The organism is Novosphingobium sp. BL-S-33 (assembly GCF_056857025.1).
In genome coordinates this window covers 2,765,747-2,781,140 of sequence record NZ_CM166474.1, presented here as the reverse complement: position 1 = coordinate 2,781,140, position 15,394 = coordinate 2,765,747, and the positions used below count along the sequence as shown (strand labels likewise).

12 protein-coding genes and 3 tRNA genes are annotated in these 15,394 nt (G+C 63.0%); 12 read left to right on the top strand and 3 right to left on the bottom strand.

Annotation, left to right across the window (positions count from 1 at the left end):
• Positions 1–259 precede the first annotated feature (259 nt).
• From AC1VVM_RS12990 to AC1VVM_RS12955, 8 genes are all read left to right on the top strand, one after another.
• Positions 260–1,867 carry a tol-pal system YbgF family protein gene (locus AC1VVM_RS12990; protein ID WP_482904250.1) on the top strand — a complete coding sequence of 536 codons (1,608 nt, stop codon included), beginning with the start codon at positions 260–262 and terminating at the stop codon, positions 1,865–1,867.
• A 255-nt stretch (positions 1,868–2,122) separates the two neighbouring features.
• Positions 2,123–2,680 (top strand): hypothetical protein, encoded by a 558-nt coding sequence (locus tag AC1VVM_RS12985; protein WP_482904249.1) that lies wholly within the window; start codon positions 2,123–2,125, stop codon positions 2,678–2,680.
• A gap of 37 nt (positions 2,681–2,717) precedes the next feature.
• Complete coding sequence (locus AC1VVM_RS12980; RefSeq protein WP_482904248.1) at positions 2,718–3,728, top strand: hypothetical protein; 1,011 nt, start codon at positions 2,718–2,720, stop codon at positions 3,726–3,728.
• A 7-nt stretch (positions 3,729–3,735) separates the two neighbouring features.
• Positions 3,736–5,079 (top strand): Dyp-type peroxidase, encoded by a 1,344-nt coding sequence (locus tag AC1VVM_RS12975; protein ID WP_482955134.1) that lies wholly within the window; start codon positions 3,736–3,738, stop codon positions 5,077–5,079.
• Positions 5,076–6,500: a dihydrolipoyl dehydrogenase family protein gene (locus tag AC1VVM_RS12970; RefSeq protein WP_482955133.1), complete on the top strand. Its 1,425-nt coding sequence runs from the start codon at positions 5,076–5,078 to the stop codon at positions 6,498–6,500. The genes AC1VVM_RS12975 and AC1VVM_RS12970 overlap by 4 nt, the downstream gene beginning before the upstream one ends.
• Before the next feature lie 178 nt (positions 6,501–6,678).
• Positions 6,679–7,959 carry a glycoside hydrolase family 130 protein gene (locus AC1VVM_RS12965; RefSeq protein ID WP_482904245.1) on the top strand — a complete coding sequence of 427 codons (1,281 nt, stop codon included), beginning with the start codon at positions 6,679–6,681 and terminating at the stop codon, positions 7,957–7,959.
• A 154-nt stretch (positions 7,960–8,113) separates the two neighbouring features.
• Positions 8,114–8,188, top strand: a tRNA-Glu gene (locus AC1VVM_RS12960).
• 36 nt (positions 8,189–8,224) lie between these two features.
• Positions 8,225–8,299 (top strand) — tRNA-Glu (locus AC1VVM_RS12955).
• Between the two features lie 719 nt (positions 8,300–9,018).
• Here the strand turns inward: AC1VVM_RS12955 and AC1VVM_RS12950 are convergent.
• Together AC1VVM_RS12950 and recJ are read right to left on the bottom strand one after the other, a co-directional pair.
• A tRNA-Glu gene (locus tag AC1VVM_RS12950) sits at positions 9,019–9,093 on the bottom strand.
• 105 nt (positions 9,094–9,198) lie between these two features.
• Entirely contained in the window at positions 9,199–10,998 is a 1,800-nt protein-coding gene (gene recJ, locus AC1VVM_RS12945; protein ID WP_482955132.1) for a single-stranded-DNA-specific exonuclease RecJ, read from the bottom strand.
• Between the two features lie 192 nt (positions 10,999–11,190).
• On the opposite strand from recJ, the gene AC1VVM_RS12940 reads away from it, so the two are divergent.
• The 3 genes from AC1VVM_RS12940 to AC1VVM_RS12930 all read left to right on the top strand — a co-directional run bounded on the left by AC1VVM_RS12940 (position 11,191) and on the right by AC1VVM_RS12930 (position 13,103).
• Positions 11,191–11,664: an NAD(P)H-dependent oxidoreductase gene (locus AC1VVM_RS12940; protein ID WP_482904243.1), complete on the top strand. Its 474-nt coding sequence runs from the start codon at positions 11,191–11,193 to the stop codon at positions 11,662–11,664.
• 112 nt (positions 11,665–11,776) lie between these two features.
• The gene (locus AC1VVM_RS12935) at positions 11,777–12,547 is read left to right on the top strand and encodes a hypothetical protein (RefSeq protein WP_482955131.1); all 771 of its coding nucleotides are present in this window, start codon (positions 11,777–11,779) and stop codon (positions 12,545–12,547) included.
• Between the two features lie 91 nt (positions 12,548–12,638).
• Positions 12,639–13,103 carry an AHH domain-containing protein gene (locus tag AC1VVM_RS12930; protein ID WP_482904241.1) on the top strand — a complete coding sequence of 155 codons (465 nt, stop codon included), beginning with the start codon at positions 12,639–12,641 and terminating at the stop codon, positions 13,101–13,103.
• Here AC1VVM_RS12930 and AC1VVM_RS12925 read toward each other — a convergent pair.
• On the bottom strand, positions 13,058–14,008 hold the full coding sequence (locus tag AC1VVM_RS12925; protein WP_482904240.1) for an NAD(P)H-dependent flavin oxidoreductase: 951 nt from the start codon (positions 14,006–14,008) through the stop codon (positions 13,058–13,060). The two genes, AC1VVM_RS12930 and AC1VVM_RS12925, sit on opposite strands and share 46 nt — an antisense overlap.
• A gap of 201 nt (positions 14,009–14,209) precedes the next feature.
• Between AC1VVM_RS12925 and AC1VVM_RS12920 the strand changes: the two genes are divergently transcribed.
• The gene (locus tag AC1VVM_RS12920) at positions 14,210–15,394 is read left to right on the top strand and encodes an FAS1-like dehydratase domain-containing protein (RefSeq protein WP_482904239.1); all 1,185 of its coding nucleotides are present in this window, start codon (positions 14,210–14,212) and stop codon (positions 15,392–15,394) included.

Sequence of the window (15,394 nt, the reverse complement as noted above, 5' to 3'; positions counted from 1 at the left end):
GGCTCGTCACCAAAATCCACGCAGTCGTCGGCGGGCAGGGCCTTGTGTTCCTCCCGGAGCAACAGCTTAACATCAATGGTAGTACCACCTTTGCCGATCCTCGAATTAATCGGCATCTGTTTCGCTAACCCGATTTGACAGGTACTTATGATGGTAAGGGTTTATCCCTATTGTGGGGCCCTTTTTAAAATGGAATTCAAGGTATATCGCCGGCTTCTCTGGAAGATTGGCAATTCGCGTCTGGGGGGAACAGATCGTCATGCCTTCACTTCCCAAAAAGAGCGGCTGCGTTATCGATCGTCGAATTCAGTTGTTTGTCGCTTTCCTTCTCGCGAATACCATTGCATTTCCGGCTCATGCACAGACGGCCCCTACGGCGGCCGATGTTGAGCGTATAGAGAAGAAAATCGACGAGCTACGCGCCTCACGCCAAGAAATGCAGCATCAAATTGGTGCGCTTCAGACGCAGATGAATGAATTCGACAGCCAGATCGACACGCTTGAAAAGGATCTCGGTCGCACTTCTCCTGCGCAATCCGTCGCGACAGTACCTGCGCCGAGCGGTAACACCTCTTCGGCCCCCGCAACGCAAAGCAGCGCAGTGGCAACTGCCGGGCCGCCTGACGGGCAAACCGCCAAGGGGTTCAAGGGCTTCATGGAGCGAACGGAACGTGCGGGCACTTATGATCCCAATCTGGGTTTCGTGGTCGCCGACAGCAAGGATGGCTTGCTGGCCGTAAGTTTCACGACTTATGTGCGCTATCTCAACCAGAATGCCCTCGACAGTACTTACACGGACAGCTTCGGCAGGGTTAAGTCCATCGATCTTCGCAATGAAGTTCAGCTCAACAAGGTCAGTCTGAACTTCAAGGGCTGGTTGTTCGATCCGAAGTTCCAGTATCTCCTGTTCGCATGGACGAACAACGCCAATCAGGGCGAGGGTGCCCAGGTCGTCGTGGCCGGGTTCCTGCGCTACAAATTTGCCAATTGGCTGACCGTCACGGGCGGCATCATGCCGCTTCCGACGACGCGTAGCACCAACTGGAGCTTCCCCAACTGGCTCCGTCACGACAATCGCGTCATGGCGGATGAATTCTATCGTGGCTCTTATACCAGCGGCATCGATATTGCGGGAACGATAACCAAGGGTCTCGAATATCGGGCGATGATCGGCAATAACTTGTCGACGCTGGGCGTCAGTTCCAGACAACTCGACAACAAGATGGACACTGTTTCAGGTGCGCTGACCTGGATGCCCACGACCGGTGAATTCGGTAAGAACAACGGTTTCGGTGACTACGATTATCACGAGGAACTGGCGACACTGCTCGCGGGCTACTACACGCAAAGTACCGAGACTGCGCAAGGTCAGCCTTCCGCCGATGAGTTCGAGAATTCGCAGATCAGGTTGACCGACGGTACGCTGCTGTTCAGTCCCGATCCGTTCGGGACCGGTGGCAAGATCGAGCGGGCCCGTTATCGCATGACCAGCATTGATGCCGGCGTGAAATACAAGGGCTTTTCGCTTGAAGGGCAGTGGTACTGGCGCTGGGTAGATAAGTTCAAGACGATTGGATACGTTCCGGTCGACGAGATCTCCGACAATGGCTTCGTGCTTCAAGCCTCGGCCATGCCGGTCAAGGATTTGCTGCAGGTCTATGGAACGGCCTCGAAAATCTGGGGCGCCAACGGAAATCCCAGCGAGTTCGCCGTCGGTGCAAATCTCTATCCTTTCAAGCGACGGGAAATGCACGTGAACCTTGAGGTTCTCAAGCTGAACCATTCGCCGGTCGGTGGCTATCACTTGCCTGTTCCTGTCGGGGGCGACGGCTACGTGTTCCTGACGGACTGGGTCGTGATGTTCTGACCCTGATCGACTGATCTGCCCCAAGAGGAACAGGCCTCGCCCGTGGCCCAGCAGGCAGCCGAACAGGCGCCTTTCTCGGCCCGTTGCCTTTCTCCGGCACGAGGGGCCTAGGCACTCACACCGGCACCAAACGCGGGGTTTCACTTATGTGCCGCTGTCGGGGTGTCGGCTACCTTGCCTCCGCAGTCCGTCTGGGAAAGCCCCCTCCAAGGAGGCGAAATCGAGCCGCGGGCGAGCTGAACGAGGAACCACGTCATGGCAGTCAACGAAGATCCGCTTACGCCGGCCGCACTCGCCATTCCGAAGGAGGGGTATTTCGAACGGGAGGATGGACCCTATGGCCCGCTCTTTCCGAAGACCCCCGCAAACTACGGTTTCTCGATCCTCGGCAAGGTGAAGCCCGGCCGGGAGGAAACGGTTCGCGGCTATGCCAAGACTATCGAGGGGGCGGTTCAGGCGGATCCCACGGTTCTGGCTCCCTTGAAGCTCCATTATCTTCGCTGGATCATGTTCCCCATCGGCGACGATACCTATTTCATGTACCAGGGAATATTCGATACATCGTTCGACAAATATCTGGACGACGCGATTTCCATATTTCTTGCGTCGGGAATAACGACGGTGTTCGTCAATCTCGAAGGTTTTCCGGATGACTGGAGGGAAAACCTGCCCGCGGTCATCCAATATTTTCGGGAGCATCAGGTCCCGAGTTTCCTGGAATACGGCGAATATCCCTACGTCAGCGCGGACGAGATCAAGAAGGCGCTTCGGCTGAAGGCTGCGCTGACCACGGCCCTCGACCAGCTTCAGTAATCGCCCTCCACATCCTCCTGTCGGGAAGGCTCTCCAGATGAGCGAACCAGCTCGCACCTATAACCAGACGCACGTGCCACGGCTCTATACGCCGGGGCGTCGCCGGTTGAGCGTCTATATCTCATGGACCTATCCCGGTGAGGCCGGGCGGGACGTGACCCAGATGGACAATCGCTACTCGACGATGACGGAAGTCCGCCGCGTAACATGGCCGGCATATGAAGCGCCGCGCTTCTCCGATCCGCTCTCCTTCCAGCAGGGAATATCCGGATCGATGGAGCTGTTCTTCTGGGCCTGGATCCCGTTCCAGCAACTGGCCGGAGAGGTTACGGGCCATCAGGTCCCGGTCTTCCAGCGGGTGGATCAGGCGGGCTTCTTCCTGCCTCTGGACGAGCGGGTGCTGGCCGACGTCGATACGCTGCTGATTTTCGGACTGGACCACAACGTCACGGGTCAGGAAGCTACGGTGGCCGAGATCGAGGCCTTGCGCGAGTTCCTGAAGCGAGAAGGGACCTGCCTCGCGATCGGGCCCCATCACGATGTGGGGCGATCGGACGATCCCGCAGTGCGGGCGATGGAATATGCCCATCATGGCGATGCCCTTGTGCCCCGCCAGCAGCGCTTCGGACGCTACACGCTGTCGCTTCTGGAAGGGCTGGGCATTGCGGTTGAGAACCAATTCGCCCTGCGCCCCGCCGTGGTTCCGGGCACCAACAAGATCGCGCCTCTTTCGGTCGATCGCGATCTTGATGCCAAGGGCTGGCTGGAAGGAGTGGAATCGCTCAATTTCCACCTCCATCTGCCCCATTATGCCATTCTTCGCGACGACGGCTCCGCCTGCGTTCTGGCGCGCCAACCGATAGACCTGTCGCGCCCGCACCCCTTCACGGAGGCTGGCGAGAGGGAATTCAACACGCTCGTCTGGGTTCCTCCCAAGGGTGACCGTGCCGGCGACGTGCTGATCGTCGATTCCACCAATTTCAGCACATTGTTCGGCGGCGACGAGAGCCTGAAGCGGTTCTGGAAAAATCTGGCCACGGTCAGTTGAGGTCGACATGAGCCAAGCCACCATCCCGGCTCTGGAGCTTGACGACATCCAGAGCGGTGTCCTGCGTCCGCGCCCTTCGCCCTATGCGGCGGTCTATTTCGCGCTGCGGATCGATGAGGCGGAGGCCGGCCGCGAATTGATGCGGCGCATGGTCGGCGTGGTCACATCCGCGGCAGCGCCGGAACGCGTTGGATACGATACGTTCGTCAGCCTCGCACTGACCTATCGGGGTTTGAAGGCGCTCGGCGTTCCGACAGCGTCGCTCGAGAGCTTCTCGTGGGAGTTCCGGCAAGGGATGGCGGCGCGGGCCAGGGCGCTGGGCGACATCGGCGAGAGCGCTCCGGAACACTGGGAGCAGCCGCTGGGAAGCCCCGATGTCCATGTCATCCTGACTGGTATCGCGCCCGAAAAGGAGCGTCTCGAAGCGGCCATCGCGCGGGCGCGCGAGGCCTTTGCCCAATTGCCGGGGGTCGTCCCGATCTGGCGTCAGGATTGTTATGCGCCGCCAGACCACAAGGAGCCGTTCGGGTTCCGGGACGGGATCAGCCATCCCGCGATCGAAGGCAGCGGCATTCCCGGCGACAATCCCTTGGAGGCGCCGCTCAAGGCTGGCGAACTGGTGCTGGGCTATCGAGACGAGATGGGGCACTTCCCGCCATCGCCGCAGCCGGATATTCTCGGCCGCAACGGCACCTATGTGGCCTTTCGCAAGCTGCATCAGGATGTCGCGGGCTTCCGTCGTTATGTGCGGGCCAATGCTGCCGATCCCGAAGACGAGGAACTCGTCGCTGCCAAGATGATGGGCCGCTGGAAGAGCGGTGCGCCGCTGGCGCTGTGCCCCTTTCATGATGATCCCGCGCTTGGCGCCGACGATGCGCGCAACAACGTGTTCGGTTTCCTCGATGACGATGCCACCGGCTACAAGACGCCGCTCGGCTCGCACGTCCGGCGCTGCAATCCCCGCGATGCCGATGTGGCCGGCGTTGTTCGCCTCCACCGGATGGTCCGGCGAGGCACTGCCTATGGCCCGCTGTTGCCGGAAGGCGTGCTGGAGGACGATGGTGCCGAACGCGGCCTGATGTTCGCTTTCGTGGGCGCGCATCTGGGGCGCCAATTCGAATTCGTCCAGTCGGAATGGATCAATAACGGAGAGTTCCTCGCACTGGGCAATGCCCTGGATCCCATCGCCGGGCGGCAGGAGGATGGATCGTTCACCATCCCGAAGCGGCCACTGCCGCGGCGGCTTCGCGGCCTTCCGAGCTTCGTCACCACGCGCGGCGGCGAATATGCGTTCATGCCGGGCCTGCGGGCGCTCCGCTGGCTTGGCGGAGAGACGGGCTACGCCTCATGACGGGCAGCGATGTTGACGTGCTTGTCGTCGGCGCCGGACCCGCGGGAGTCACCGCCGCAACCAGAGCCGCCCAGCTCGGCGCGCGTACCACACTCGTGACCAGCAGCGATTTTGGCGGCATGGCGGCCAATGACGGGCCGGTTCCCGTGCGAACTCTCGCCCATGCCGCAAGGCTGATCCGGGAGGCGTGCCAACTGCCCGCTTATGGCGTGATGATCGGTGAACCGATCCTCGATTACAGCAGGCTGCTCGATCGGACGAAGGAGGTTGTGAAAATGGCGCGGGCGCGCTCGATGTTGCGTGCCCAGGCCGAGGCCGCCGGTGTCACGATCCACGAGCATCTGGGCGAGATCCGCTTCATCGGCGCCCACACTTTGCAGTCTGCGGCGGGCGCCGAGTTCACATCGGACCGCGTCATTCTCTGTTCGGGAGGTGTTGCCCGCAAACTGCGTGTTCCCGGCGCGGAACTGGTTGTGAGCCACAGCGCGGCCTGGTCGCTGGCTGCGGTACCGGCCTCGATGATCGTGATCGGGGCCGGTGCGACGGGTCTGCAGGTTGCCTCCGTGTTCAACGCCTTCGGGGCCCGGGTGAAGCTCTTCAACGCCCGGGGGCGGATCATTCCGACCGAGGATGAGGACGTCTCCGCCGCAGTGGCGACCGCTATCGCGGAAGCCGGCATCGAGGTTCATCAAGACTTCGGCACCATCGACAGGTTCGAGGCAACGCCGGACGGCGTCCGCATGGTCTTTGCGAAGGACGGGCATACGTTCCACGCCGAAGCCACCGTGGCGGTCGCGGCGGTGGGCTGGGTGGTCGACAGTGCCGCATTGAACCTGACCGCAGGGGGCATCGAGATTGATGCGAAGGGCTTCATCCGGGTCGATCAGTATCAAAGGACAAGTGCGCCGCATGTCTGGGCGGCGGGCGACGTGACAGGCGGGTTGATGCTCACTCCCCAGGCTGTCCAGGAAGGATTCGTTGCGGCGACCAACGCCGTGACCAATGCGCAGGTTTCGGCTCGCGAAGAGATCAGCCCGATCGGGAGCTTCACGGATCCGGAGTACGCGCAAGTAGGCCTGAGCGAAGCCGCTGCCCGAAGCCGGCATGACGTGGAAGTGGTGGTCGCACGCTCCGAGGACATGACGCGAGCAATCATTGACGGGCGTACGACCGGGTTCTGCAAGCTCGTGACGGATCGGGCGGATCACCGCATCCTCGGTTGTCACATCGTGGGCGACCGGGCGGTCGATGTAGCCCAGATCGCGGCGGTGGCCATGGCCGGCAGGTTGACCGTGGACGAGCTGGCCCGATTGCCGCTGTCCTTCCCGACTTATGCCGGCATTTTGGCAAGAGCCGCCGCATCGGCGGCATATCGCCTGAATGGCGGCAATCTCGGCCCGGTCGATGCGGGTGGAGTCTAGGACACCCAGCTAGCGCGTCGGCAGCGGCGGGGATTTTGAGGGTGCGATGCATAGGGCAGGGGACCCGGGCCGAGCCGCTGGCATGGGTTTCCGAAGGGCAGCGACTGTGTCACTATTCGCAAGTCGCCCCTTCTGCCGATAAAGTTGCGAGGCCGCATCTGGCCTGTGGGACAGAACGATGGATGTCGATGGCGTCTTCACCCGATACGACCTCACGCTCCGGCCGGATGCGTCGAGAACGGTGCTGCGGCCGTTCACGCCCAGTGATCCCGCGCCCTTCGAGCGCGGCGAAGCGCGACGCGAGAACCACCTCGTACGGGCCATTCTCGAACTGGATGAGGAGCGGTTCGCGTGCGCCTACGATGCCATCGTCGGCTCGCTTCAGGACCGGCACCGCGACGTCGAAGCCTATTTATATAACAGGTATCAGCAGTTACAGGACAAGATCGGGTTGCCGCCCGCATCCGGACCATGCGCGGCGCTGATCGGCGCATATTTTACCCAGGAATACGCATTCCAGTCGGCAGCGCTGTTCAATCCGACCTGCATCGTGATGGACAATCAGTCCAACGTGCCCGACGGCGCGACCCGTCTGTTGTTCGCGCTGCGCGGCATCGGGGAAGGACATGTCTCCACGGTGACCTTCCGGACCGGAACCTGGAAACCGGGCTTTGAGCCCGAGATCGATTCCAGCTCGTCTCGCTGCATACAGCCGAGAGTGGAAGAGGCCGAGGGAGACGAAGTCCACTTCTCGTGGCCCGAACTGGACAACATATCCGACGCGGTCCTCTTTCCGGTCACACCCAGCCAGCGGCAGGGAATCGAAGATCTTCGCCTGACCCGGCTGAAAGGGGAAGACGGTTCCGATGAACTCTATGGGACCTATACCGCCTTCAGCGGTTCGGCGGCGCGGCCCGAGATGCTGCATTCGGCCGATCGTGTAAGATTCGATCTCAGGCCGCTGACCGGCATCTACGCCCTGAACAAGGGCATGGCGCTTTTCCCACGCCGCGTCGACGGCCGCTACATGATGCTGGGCAGGGCGGACAACGAAAGCATCTGGCTATTGCGTTCGGACGAGCTCTATCGATGGGACGAGGGCCAGCGCCTGGCGCGACCCCGGTTCGACTGGGAACTGGTCCAGATGGGCAATTGCGGCCCGCCCATCGAAATCGACGAAGGCTGGCTCGTGCTGACACACGGCGTTGGAGCCTTGCGCACATATTCGATCGGCGCGCTGCTGCTCGACAAGGCCGATCCCGCACGCATTATCGCTCGGACCCCGAAGCCGCTGCTGACTCCGCGCCCGGAGGAGCGCGACGGCTATGTCCCCAATGTCGTCTATAGCTGCGGCAGCGTGGTCGTGGATCGGCATCTGTTGCTGCCCTATGCGGTAGCCGATCAATATACCGCGTTCGCGAGCGCCCCGGTAAGCGACGTGCTCGCCTGCATGCAGTGAGTGGCACGAGGTTGATCGTCGCGCCGTGGATGCCGCATTTCTCGACTGATTTCGGGAACTGACACGAAGAGTTCATTTTATTCGCCGAGAGGGGGTTGACCCCCTGTAGGACCGCCGCTAGAGGGCCGGTCCTGCCTCCGGCACAGATCGGAATGGCCCCTTCGTCTAGCGGTTAGGACGCGGCCCTTTCACGGCTGAAACACGGGTTCGATTCCCGTAGGGGTCACCATCTTGGTGCACGAGCGCAGGACCAAAATGCCTTTACGGCCCCTTCGTCTAGCGGTCAGGACGCGGCCCTCTCACGGCTGAAACACGGGTTCGATTCCCGTAGGGGTCACCAGCATTTTCAGGCGTTTGGCCCACTCTTCCAAGCATTGATCTGATATAGCTTCAGCAAACCGAGCGAATTGTCGCACTCCGGTGGGATGCAATCCGGCTCATGTAAAGACCGACCGGCTTGCCTGAAGGCGCACCGGCGTAATCCGCAGCACTTCAGACGCTCCGCTTTCGCTCCGCTTTCGCGCCAACCCACGCCTGCCGCCGAACGGTTGCATGACCACGGCAACGTACGTGCCTGTCGGGGCTGAGGGCGTCTTTCCGATCGAATTCACCCCCGTCTGCATCTCTGCCCATCACGGGCAGCGGCCAAGCGCTTCGTCAGTGCCGCAAGCAACCAGCCGCCTTCGTCGCGACGTTCGCCTGATGGCTAGGGTAGGTCCGGGTCTGCCAGGTGGCATGCGGAGATTCAGTTTGCAGGCGGGCCTGAAGATCGCACTGCCAGTCAGTTCTGGAAGTCGTTTGAAATCCAGATACGCTGGCCGGAGCGATGTCGCGCCAAGCATCATCCGGCTGCGGCAAGCAAATCACTTTCACCGTAAGCCGAAGTCTCATCTGATCGAATTCGAACGCCGTGGTTGCCCGCCAAGCGGATATTGGACCTTACGGACCAAACGCGGCACCGCATTATTTTCGGGGAGGGTGGGTTCTTGCTCTCGCGAGAATGTCGCGTCCCGGCCACTGAAACAAGTGGTCGCTTGCCATTCCATTTACGCACCAAGATGGTGACCCCTACGGGAATCGAACCCGTGTTTCAGCCGTGAAAGGGCCGCGTCCTAACCGCTAGACGAAGGGGCCATTCCGATCTGTGCCGGAGGCAGGACCGGCCCTCTAGCGGCGGTCCCCCGGGGGGTCAACCCCCTCTTGGCGAATAAAATGAACTCTTCGTGTCAGTTCCCGAAATCAGTCGAGAAATGCGGCATCGTCGACATGGAGTTCGGCTTGCGGGCGGCTGCCCCAGTCGTCGATCTTGGCCCGTCCGGCCAGCCACAGGCGGCGTCCTTGCGAGGCGTGGAGCAGGGCCTGCCCAAGGTCGGTTTCGGCCGCACGGAAGGCCATGGCCTTGAAGCGGCCGCCGTCGTTGCCGCCAACGATCAGGCGGACGTGATCGGCGCCCACCGTATCGGCCTTGATGACACGTACCGGCCCGACTGCCACGCGCGGGCCCGGCCAGCCCATGCCGTAAGGCCCCGCGCTTTCGAGCGTCTCGACCAGATCGGGGGTGAGGCCGCCAGGTGCGAGCGCCAGATCCAGCAGCATCGACTGGTGGGCGCTGGCCGCCGCAACGTCGGCGCCAAGGCGCGAATCGAGCCATTCGGCCAGTGCGTCCAGCTTGTCGGCCGCGATCGTGAGGCCGGCCGCCATGGCATGGCCGCCGCCCGCCACCAGCAGGCCCGTCTCGCGCGCGGCGATGATCGCGGCGCCAAGGTCCACGCCCGAGATCGAACGGCCCGAGCCTTTGCCGTTGCCTGCCTCGTCGGCGTCAAGGGCGATGACCAGCGTCGGCTTTCCGGTCTTTTCCTTGATCCGTCCGGCGACGATGCCGATCACCCCGGGGTGCCAGCCGGCACCCGCGACAACGATCACGGCGCGGTTGTGCTGGGCCGCAAGCTGCGCTTCGGCGGCTTCTTGAACTGCCTGCTCGATGGCGCGGCGCTCGTCGTTGAGGCGGGATAGCTGGGCGGCGATCGTGCCCGCTTCTTCCGTGTCCGTGGTGGTGAGCAGCCGCACGCCCAGCGTCGATTCGCCGACGCGACCGCCTGCATTGATGCGCGGACCCAGCGCGAAGCCGAGGTCGGAGCAGGTGGGCGCGCGATTGAGGCGGCTTGCGTCGATCAGCGCCGACATGCCGATATTCTCGCGCTTGGCCATGATCTTGAGGCCTTGCGCCACCAGTGCGCGGTTGAGGCCGTGGAGCGCGGCAACGTCGGCCACGGTGCCAAGTGCGACAAGGTCGAGCAGGGCGAAGAGATCGGGTTCGCGGCGCGTTTCGAAGAAGCCCTTGCGGCGCAGGGCGCGCACTGTCGCCACGGCCAGCAGGAAGGCGACCCCCACGGCTGCGAGATGTCCGTGCCCGGCGGCGAGTTCGCTCTCGTCCAGACGGTTCGGATTGACCAGCGCCATGGCGCGCGGAAGCACGGCGGAGCACTTGTGGTGGTCGACCACGATCACATCGACACCGGCGTCATTCGCCATGTCCAGCGCCTCGTACGCCATGGCGCCGCAGTCGACCGTGACGATCAGGCTCGATCCCTCGCCGGCGATTCGCACGAGCGCCTCACCGCTGGGGCCGTAGCCTTCGAGCAGACGGTCGGGAATGTAATAGCGCCCGTCATGGCCGAGCCCGCGCAGCAGCAGGATCAGCAGCGCGGCGCTGGTGGCGCCATCGACGTCGTAATCGCCGTAGACGGTCACGGTCTCGTTCGTCAGCACCGCTTGGGCAAGGCGCTCCGCGGCGGTGTCCATGTCGCGGAATTCCGAGGGATCGGGCAGGAACGAGCGCAGCGAAGGACTGCGGTGCCGCTCCAGATCCTCACGCGGGACGCCGCGCGAAAGCAGCAATTGGGTGACGATATCGTCGCCAAGACCGCCTCCGAAGCCGGAGCCGGGCTCCGAAAGGTCCATATTGCCGCCGCGCCAGCGCCAGGACTTGCCGGAGAGCGAACGGTCTATGCCGAAGACGGATGCGGGTCTGGATGCCATGCAGGGCGGTTATACCAGCCAGTGCCCGGCGGGAAGCCCGCGCACTCATTCAGGCGGGATTGCCTGCATTGGGCACTAGGGAGCGGCGGCGATGCGCGGTATAGTTCCACGGATAACGGAGAGGAAGCGGCCATGACCAGATCCACGGAGCGTCCGGTGCCCCTGCTCGCGGTCACGGAGGGAGGCTGAGCGATGCTGGCGATCATCTGGCACAGCCGCACCGGCGCGGCACGGGCGATGGCGCTCGCCATTGCCGAAGGCGCGGGCAGGGCGTCCTTTCTGCTTCCTGCAGTCGAGGCGATGCCGGCCATCCTGATAGGCGCGACCGGCTACGTTTTCGTTTGTCCGGAGAACCTTGGTTCGATGTCCGGACAAATGAAGGAAATGTTCGACCGCTGCTACTATCCGATGCTCGGCCGGGTGGAGGGGCGGCCCTATGCCACCGCGATCGCTGCCGGTTCCGACGGTGCCGGGGCGCAGGCGCAGATCGAGCGGATCGTTACCGGATGGCGGCTCAAGCGTGTGGCGCCGCCGCTGGTGGTTCGGCTCGGCGCGCAGACGCCGCAGGAAATTCTTGCGGAGAAGACAGTTTCGCCGGTCGATCTCGATTCTTGCTGCGAATTGGGCATGGCTTTCGCGGAAGGGCTTGCACTCGGCATTTACTGAGGCCTTCATGTGCTTCCAGGGTATGGTTAATGTCCGGTCGCGGGGCGACGATTGAACGGATTCGACGGGGGGCAAATTGATGTCAGGTGCTGGGGTGGAAACAGATGATCCGGTGAGCTTCGACTTTCGTGGTGCGGAACGACGGCCAGGCTCTTCGGTCACGGGCGTCTCGCTGCTGTTTTCGGCGGGGAAACGCCCCTCGGCGGAAGACATCGAAAGGCTGCTTGGCGGGGGCGAGGGCAGTGCTCCGGCGGCCCGGATTACCCACAAGCCGCCGCGCGAGCAGGGATGGCTCGAACTGCTGTCGAGCGGGCTGACATTTGACCTGTCGGGCCTTGCGCCCGCTAATCCGGCATCCGGTGCGGAAATTCGCCACGCCTACGGTTTCGATGCGGTGCCTGAAATGGGCGCTTTGGAAGCGGTCGAGATTGTACCGGGCGGCCACATCGCAGGGGGCAGCACGATGCTGCCGGTCGTGCGTACCTTGGCCGGTCTGGCGGCCGATCTTGCCCTGCAGCTACCGGTAAGCGCGGTGGCGTGGCATTCCGCGGGTACGGTCATGGCGCCAGGCTATTTCGCGCGCATGGTGATGAACTGGCTTGGCGGCGGCGCTTTTCCTGTGCTGGGCTTGACCGCATTGGTACCGGCAGAGGACGGCAGCATCGCCAGTCAGGGGCTCGCTGCGTTTTCCGGACAGGAATTCCAGCTCGAAGCGGCCGAGGGGGAGCGGGGGGCCGACACCGTCAAGCTCGCGATCCGGGTGGTGGACCATATCGTACGCCATGGCCCGCTGACGACGCCCGGCCCTATCGACGGCGCGCCCGGCCTTTTCGCGGAGCCGTCGCAGGTCGGCAAGGTGGTGTGGATCTGGCGCCAGAATTGACAGGATCATTGACGGGATCGGCCGGGCACTGCGAGAATTCCTGTCTTTCCGAGCGGTCAACCGCAGGCATCAGCCAGACTACGATCCCGGTTTGCAGCGACATCATCTGCTGCCGCGCGAACTGCTCGGGCGCAGGCCGTTCGCGCGCATGTTCACGACTCTCGGCCGGGAAAGCCTGCGCTTCGAGGATTTTCGCGATAACGGATTGCTGCTGCCCTGCGATGAGCGGGCGGCCCTGCGCATGGGGCTGCCGCTCCATCGCGGGCCGCATCACCGTTACACCGAGCTTGTCGTTGAGCGCGTGGCGCAGATCGAGGCGCAGATGCGGCTCGATCTTTTGCGCCGCGCGTTGCGGCGGCTGTTGCTGGCGCGGCGGGCCACACGCCCTTTGCTGAACCGTCACGATCCGCTTGGCCATGGTCTCGATTTCTCGGACCTTGACGCTCTGGCGGATCTGCTTTGGGACGGGACGGCCTTGCCGGCTCGGCTGCCTGTCCCGTCCGTATTGCCTCAGGCGATGCCGGTGCGGGCGCGCAGCTCCGTTTTGGCCGACTGATACTGCGCGTCCAGTGCAGCGACGAGATCGGCCACCGGCTCGATCCGTTCGATGGCGCCCACGCCCTGACCGGCGCCCCAGATGTCCTTCCAAGCCTTGGCTGCGGTATTGCCGCCCGAACCGAAGTCCATCTGCCCCTTGTCGCCTTCGGGCAGATTGTCGGGATCGAGGCCGGCGGCAACGATCGAGGCGCGCAGGTAGTTGCCGCGAACGCCCGTGAACAGGCTGGAATAGACGATATCGGTGGCGTGACTGTCGACGATGCCTTGCTTGTAGGCGTCGGTCGCGTTGGCTTCGGTCGTGGCGATCCACGGGCTGCCGACATAGGCGAAGTCCGCGCCCATGGCTTGTGCCGAGAGGATCGAGCGCCCGCAGGCGATCGCGCCCGACAGCGCTAGAGGCCCGTCGAACCACGCGCGGATTTCCTGCATCAGGGCGAAGGGAGACTGGGTTCCGGCGTGTCCGCCCGCGCCCGCTGCAACCGCGATCAGCCCATCGGCGCCCTTTTCGACGGCCTTCTTCGCAAACCGGTCGTCGATCACATCGTGCATGACCAGTCCGCCCCAACTGTGAACGGCCGCGTTGACTTCCGGGATCGCGCCCAGCGAGGTGATGACCAGTGGAACCTTGTGTTTTTCGAGCATCTTGAGGTCTTCCTCAAGTCGGTTGTTGCTCTTGTGGACGATCAGGTTGACTGCGAAAGGCGCCGTGCAACCCTCTGTTTCTTCGGAAATTTGGTGCAGCCAGTCATCGAGCTGACTGGCGGGGCGGGCATTGAGCGCGGGAAAGCTCCCGACGATTCCCGAACGGACCTGGGCGATCACCAGTTCGGGGTTGGAGACGATGAACATCGGGGCGGCAATCACGGGAAGGCGCAGGTTCGCGAAAAGCGCAGGCAGGGTCATGTCTCGTCCGTTTAAGTGATCGATTAAATCGTGGCATAATCGGACGCCCGCGCCGTGTCGAGGGCGTGGTAGCGCCACGGCGTTACTGCAAGTGGGCAAGGGCCTTGGTGCGTGACCTCGATGCCTCACGATGTAATAGACAGCACTGTCGCCTAGTAACAAGGCCATTGCGAATGGCCCGCAAAGGAGAGGAATTTCGTCATGGCTGATGCCACATCGACAACGGGCGCCACGCTCGATTGCTCGGACATCGATCAGTATCTCGGCAAGGTCATCGATTCCTCGCCGATCCGCGAGCCGCTCGGTAACAACGACATTCGCCGCTGGGTGCAGGGGATGCACTATCCCAACCTGCTCCATTTCGACCCAGCTTATGCTGCCGCGAGCCGCTTCGGCCGTCTCGTCGCGCCGCAGAGCTTCCCGATCGTCATGGACGACGGCCATGGCACCGCGCCTTCGTGCATGGGCTGCATTCCCAACTCGCATCTGCTCTTCGGTGGCGATGAGTTCTGGCACTACGGGCCGCGCATTTTCGGCGGCGATGTCGTTTCGAACGAGCGCATTCCGTTCGATTACGTGGTCAAGAACACCGGCTTTGGCCCGACCTGCTTCCAGCGCGGGGACAATTTCTACCGCAATCAGAACGGGGAACTGATCGCGAAGCAGCGTTCGACCGCGATCCGCTACCTCGCGTCCGCCGGCGGTGACACTGTCAACACGGCAGAGTTCGATGAACCGGAGTGGACCGACGAGGAACTGGAGAAGCTGGAAGAGCGCAAGTTCGCGTGGATCCAGATGCTTCACGATCTCGGCCATGGCGAGCGCTGGTGGGATGACGTGCAAGTCGGCGACCATCTTCCCGAGCGTGTTATCGGTCTCCACACCGTCGCCAGCTTCACCACCGAGTGGCGTTCCTATCTCTTCACCACCTGGGGCACGCTCGACCGCCGTGAACTCGATCTTGCCGCGCTGGGCTTCACGGCAGAGATGGCAGGGCACGAGAACGACCCGCATATGGAGCGGATCAATCCCGAACTGACCGACGGCGCCTATATCGGCCCGTCGCGCGGGCACCTCTTCCCGAAGTATGCGCGCAAGATCGGCATGCCCCGCGCTTACGGCTATGGCGCTTCGATGGGTGCCTGGGTGACCGATTATCTGGCGGGTTGGGCCGGCGAATGGGGCATGGTGGTCCATTCTACCGCCAACTATCGCGGTCCTGCGCTTTCGGGCGACATCACCATCCAGACTGCCGAAGTGGTCGACAAGATGGTGGACGAAGAGGGGCGTTACCTCGTGCAGGTCAAGCACAAGATGATGAACCAGAAGGGCACGCTCATGTGCGCCGGCGTGGCCGAGATCGCCCTGCCGAAGAAGCCCGGCTGA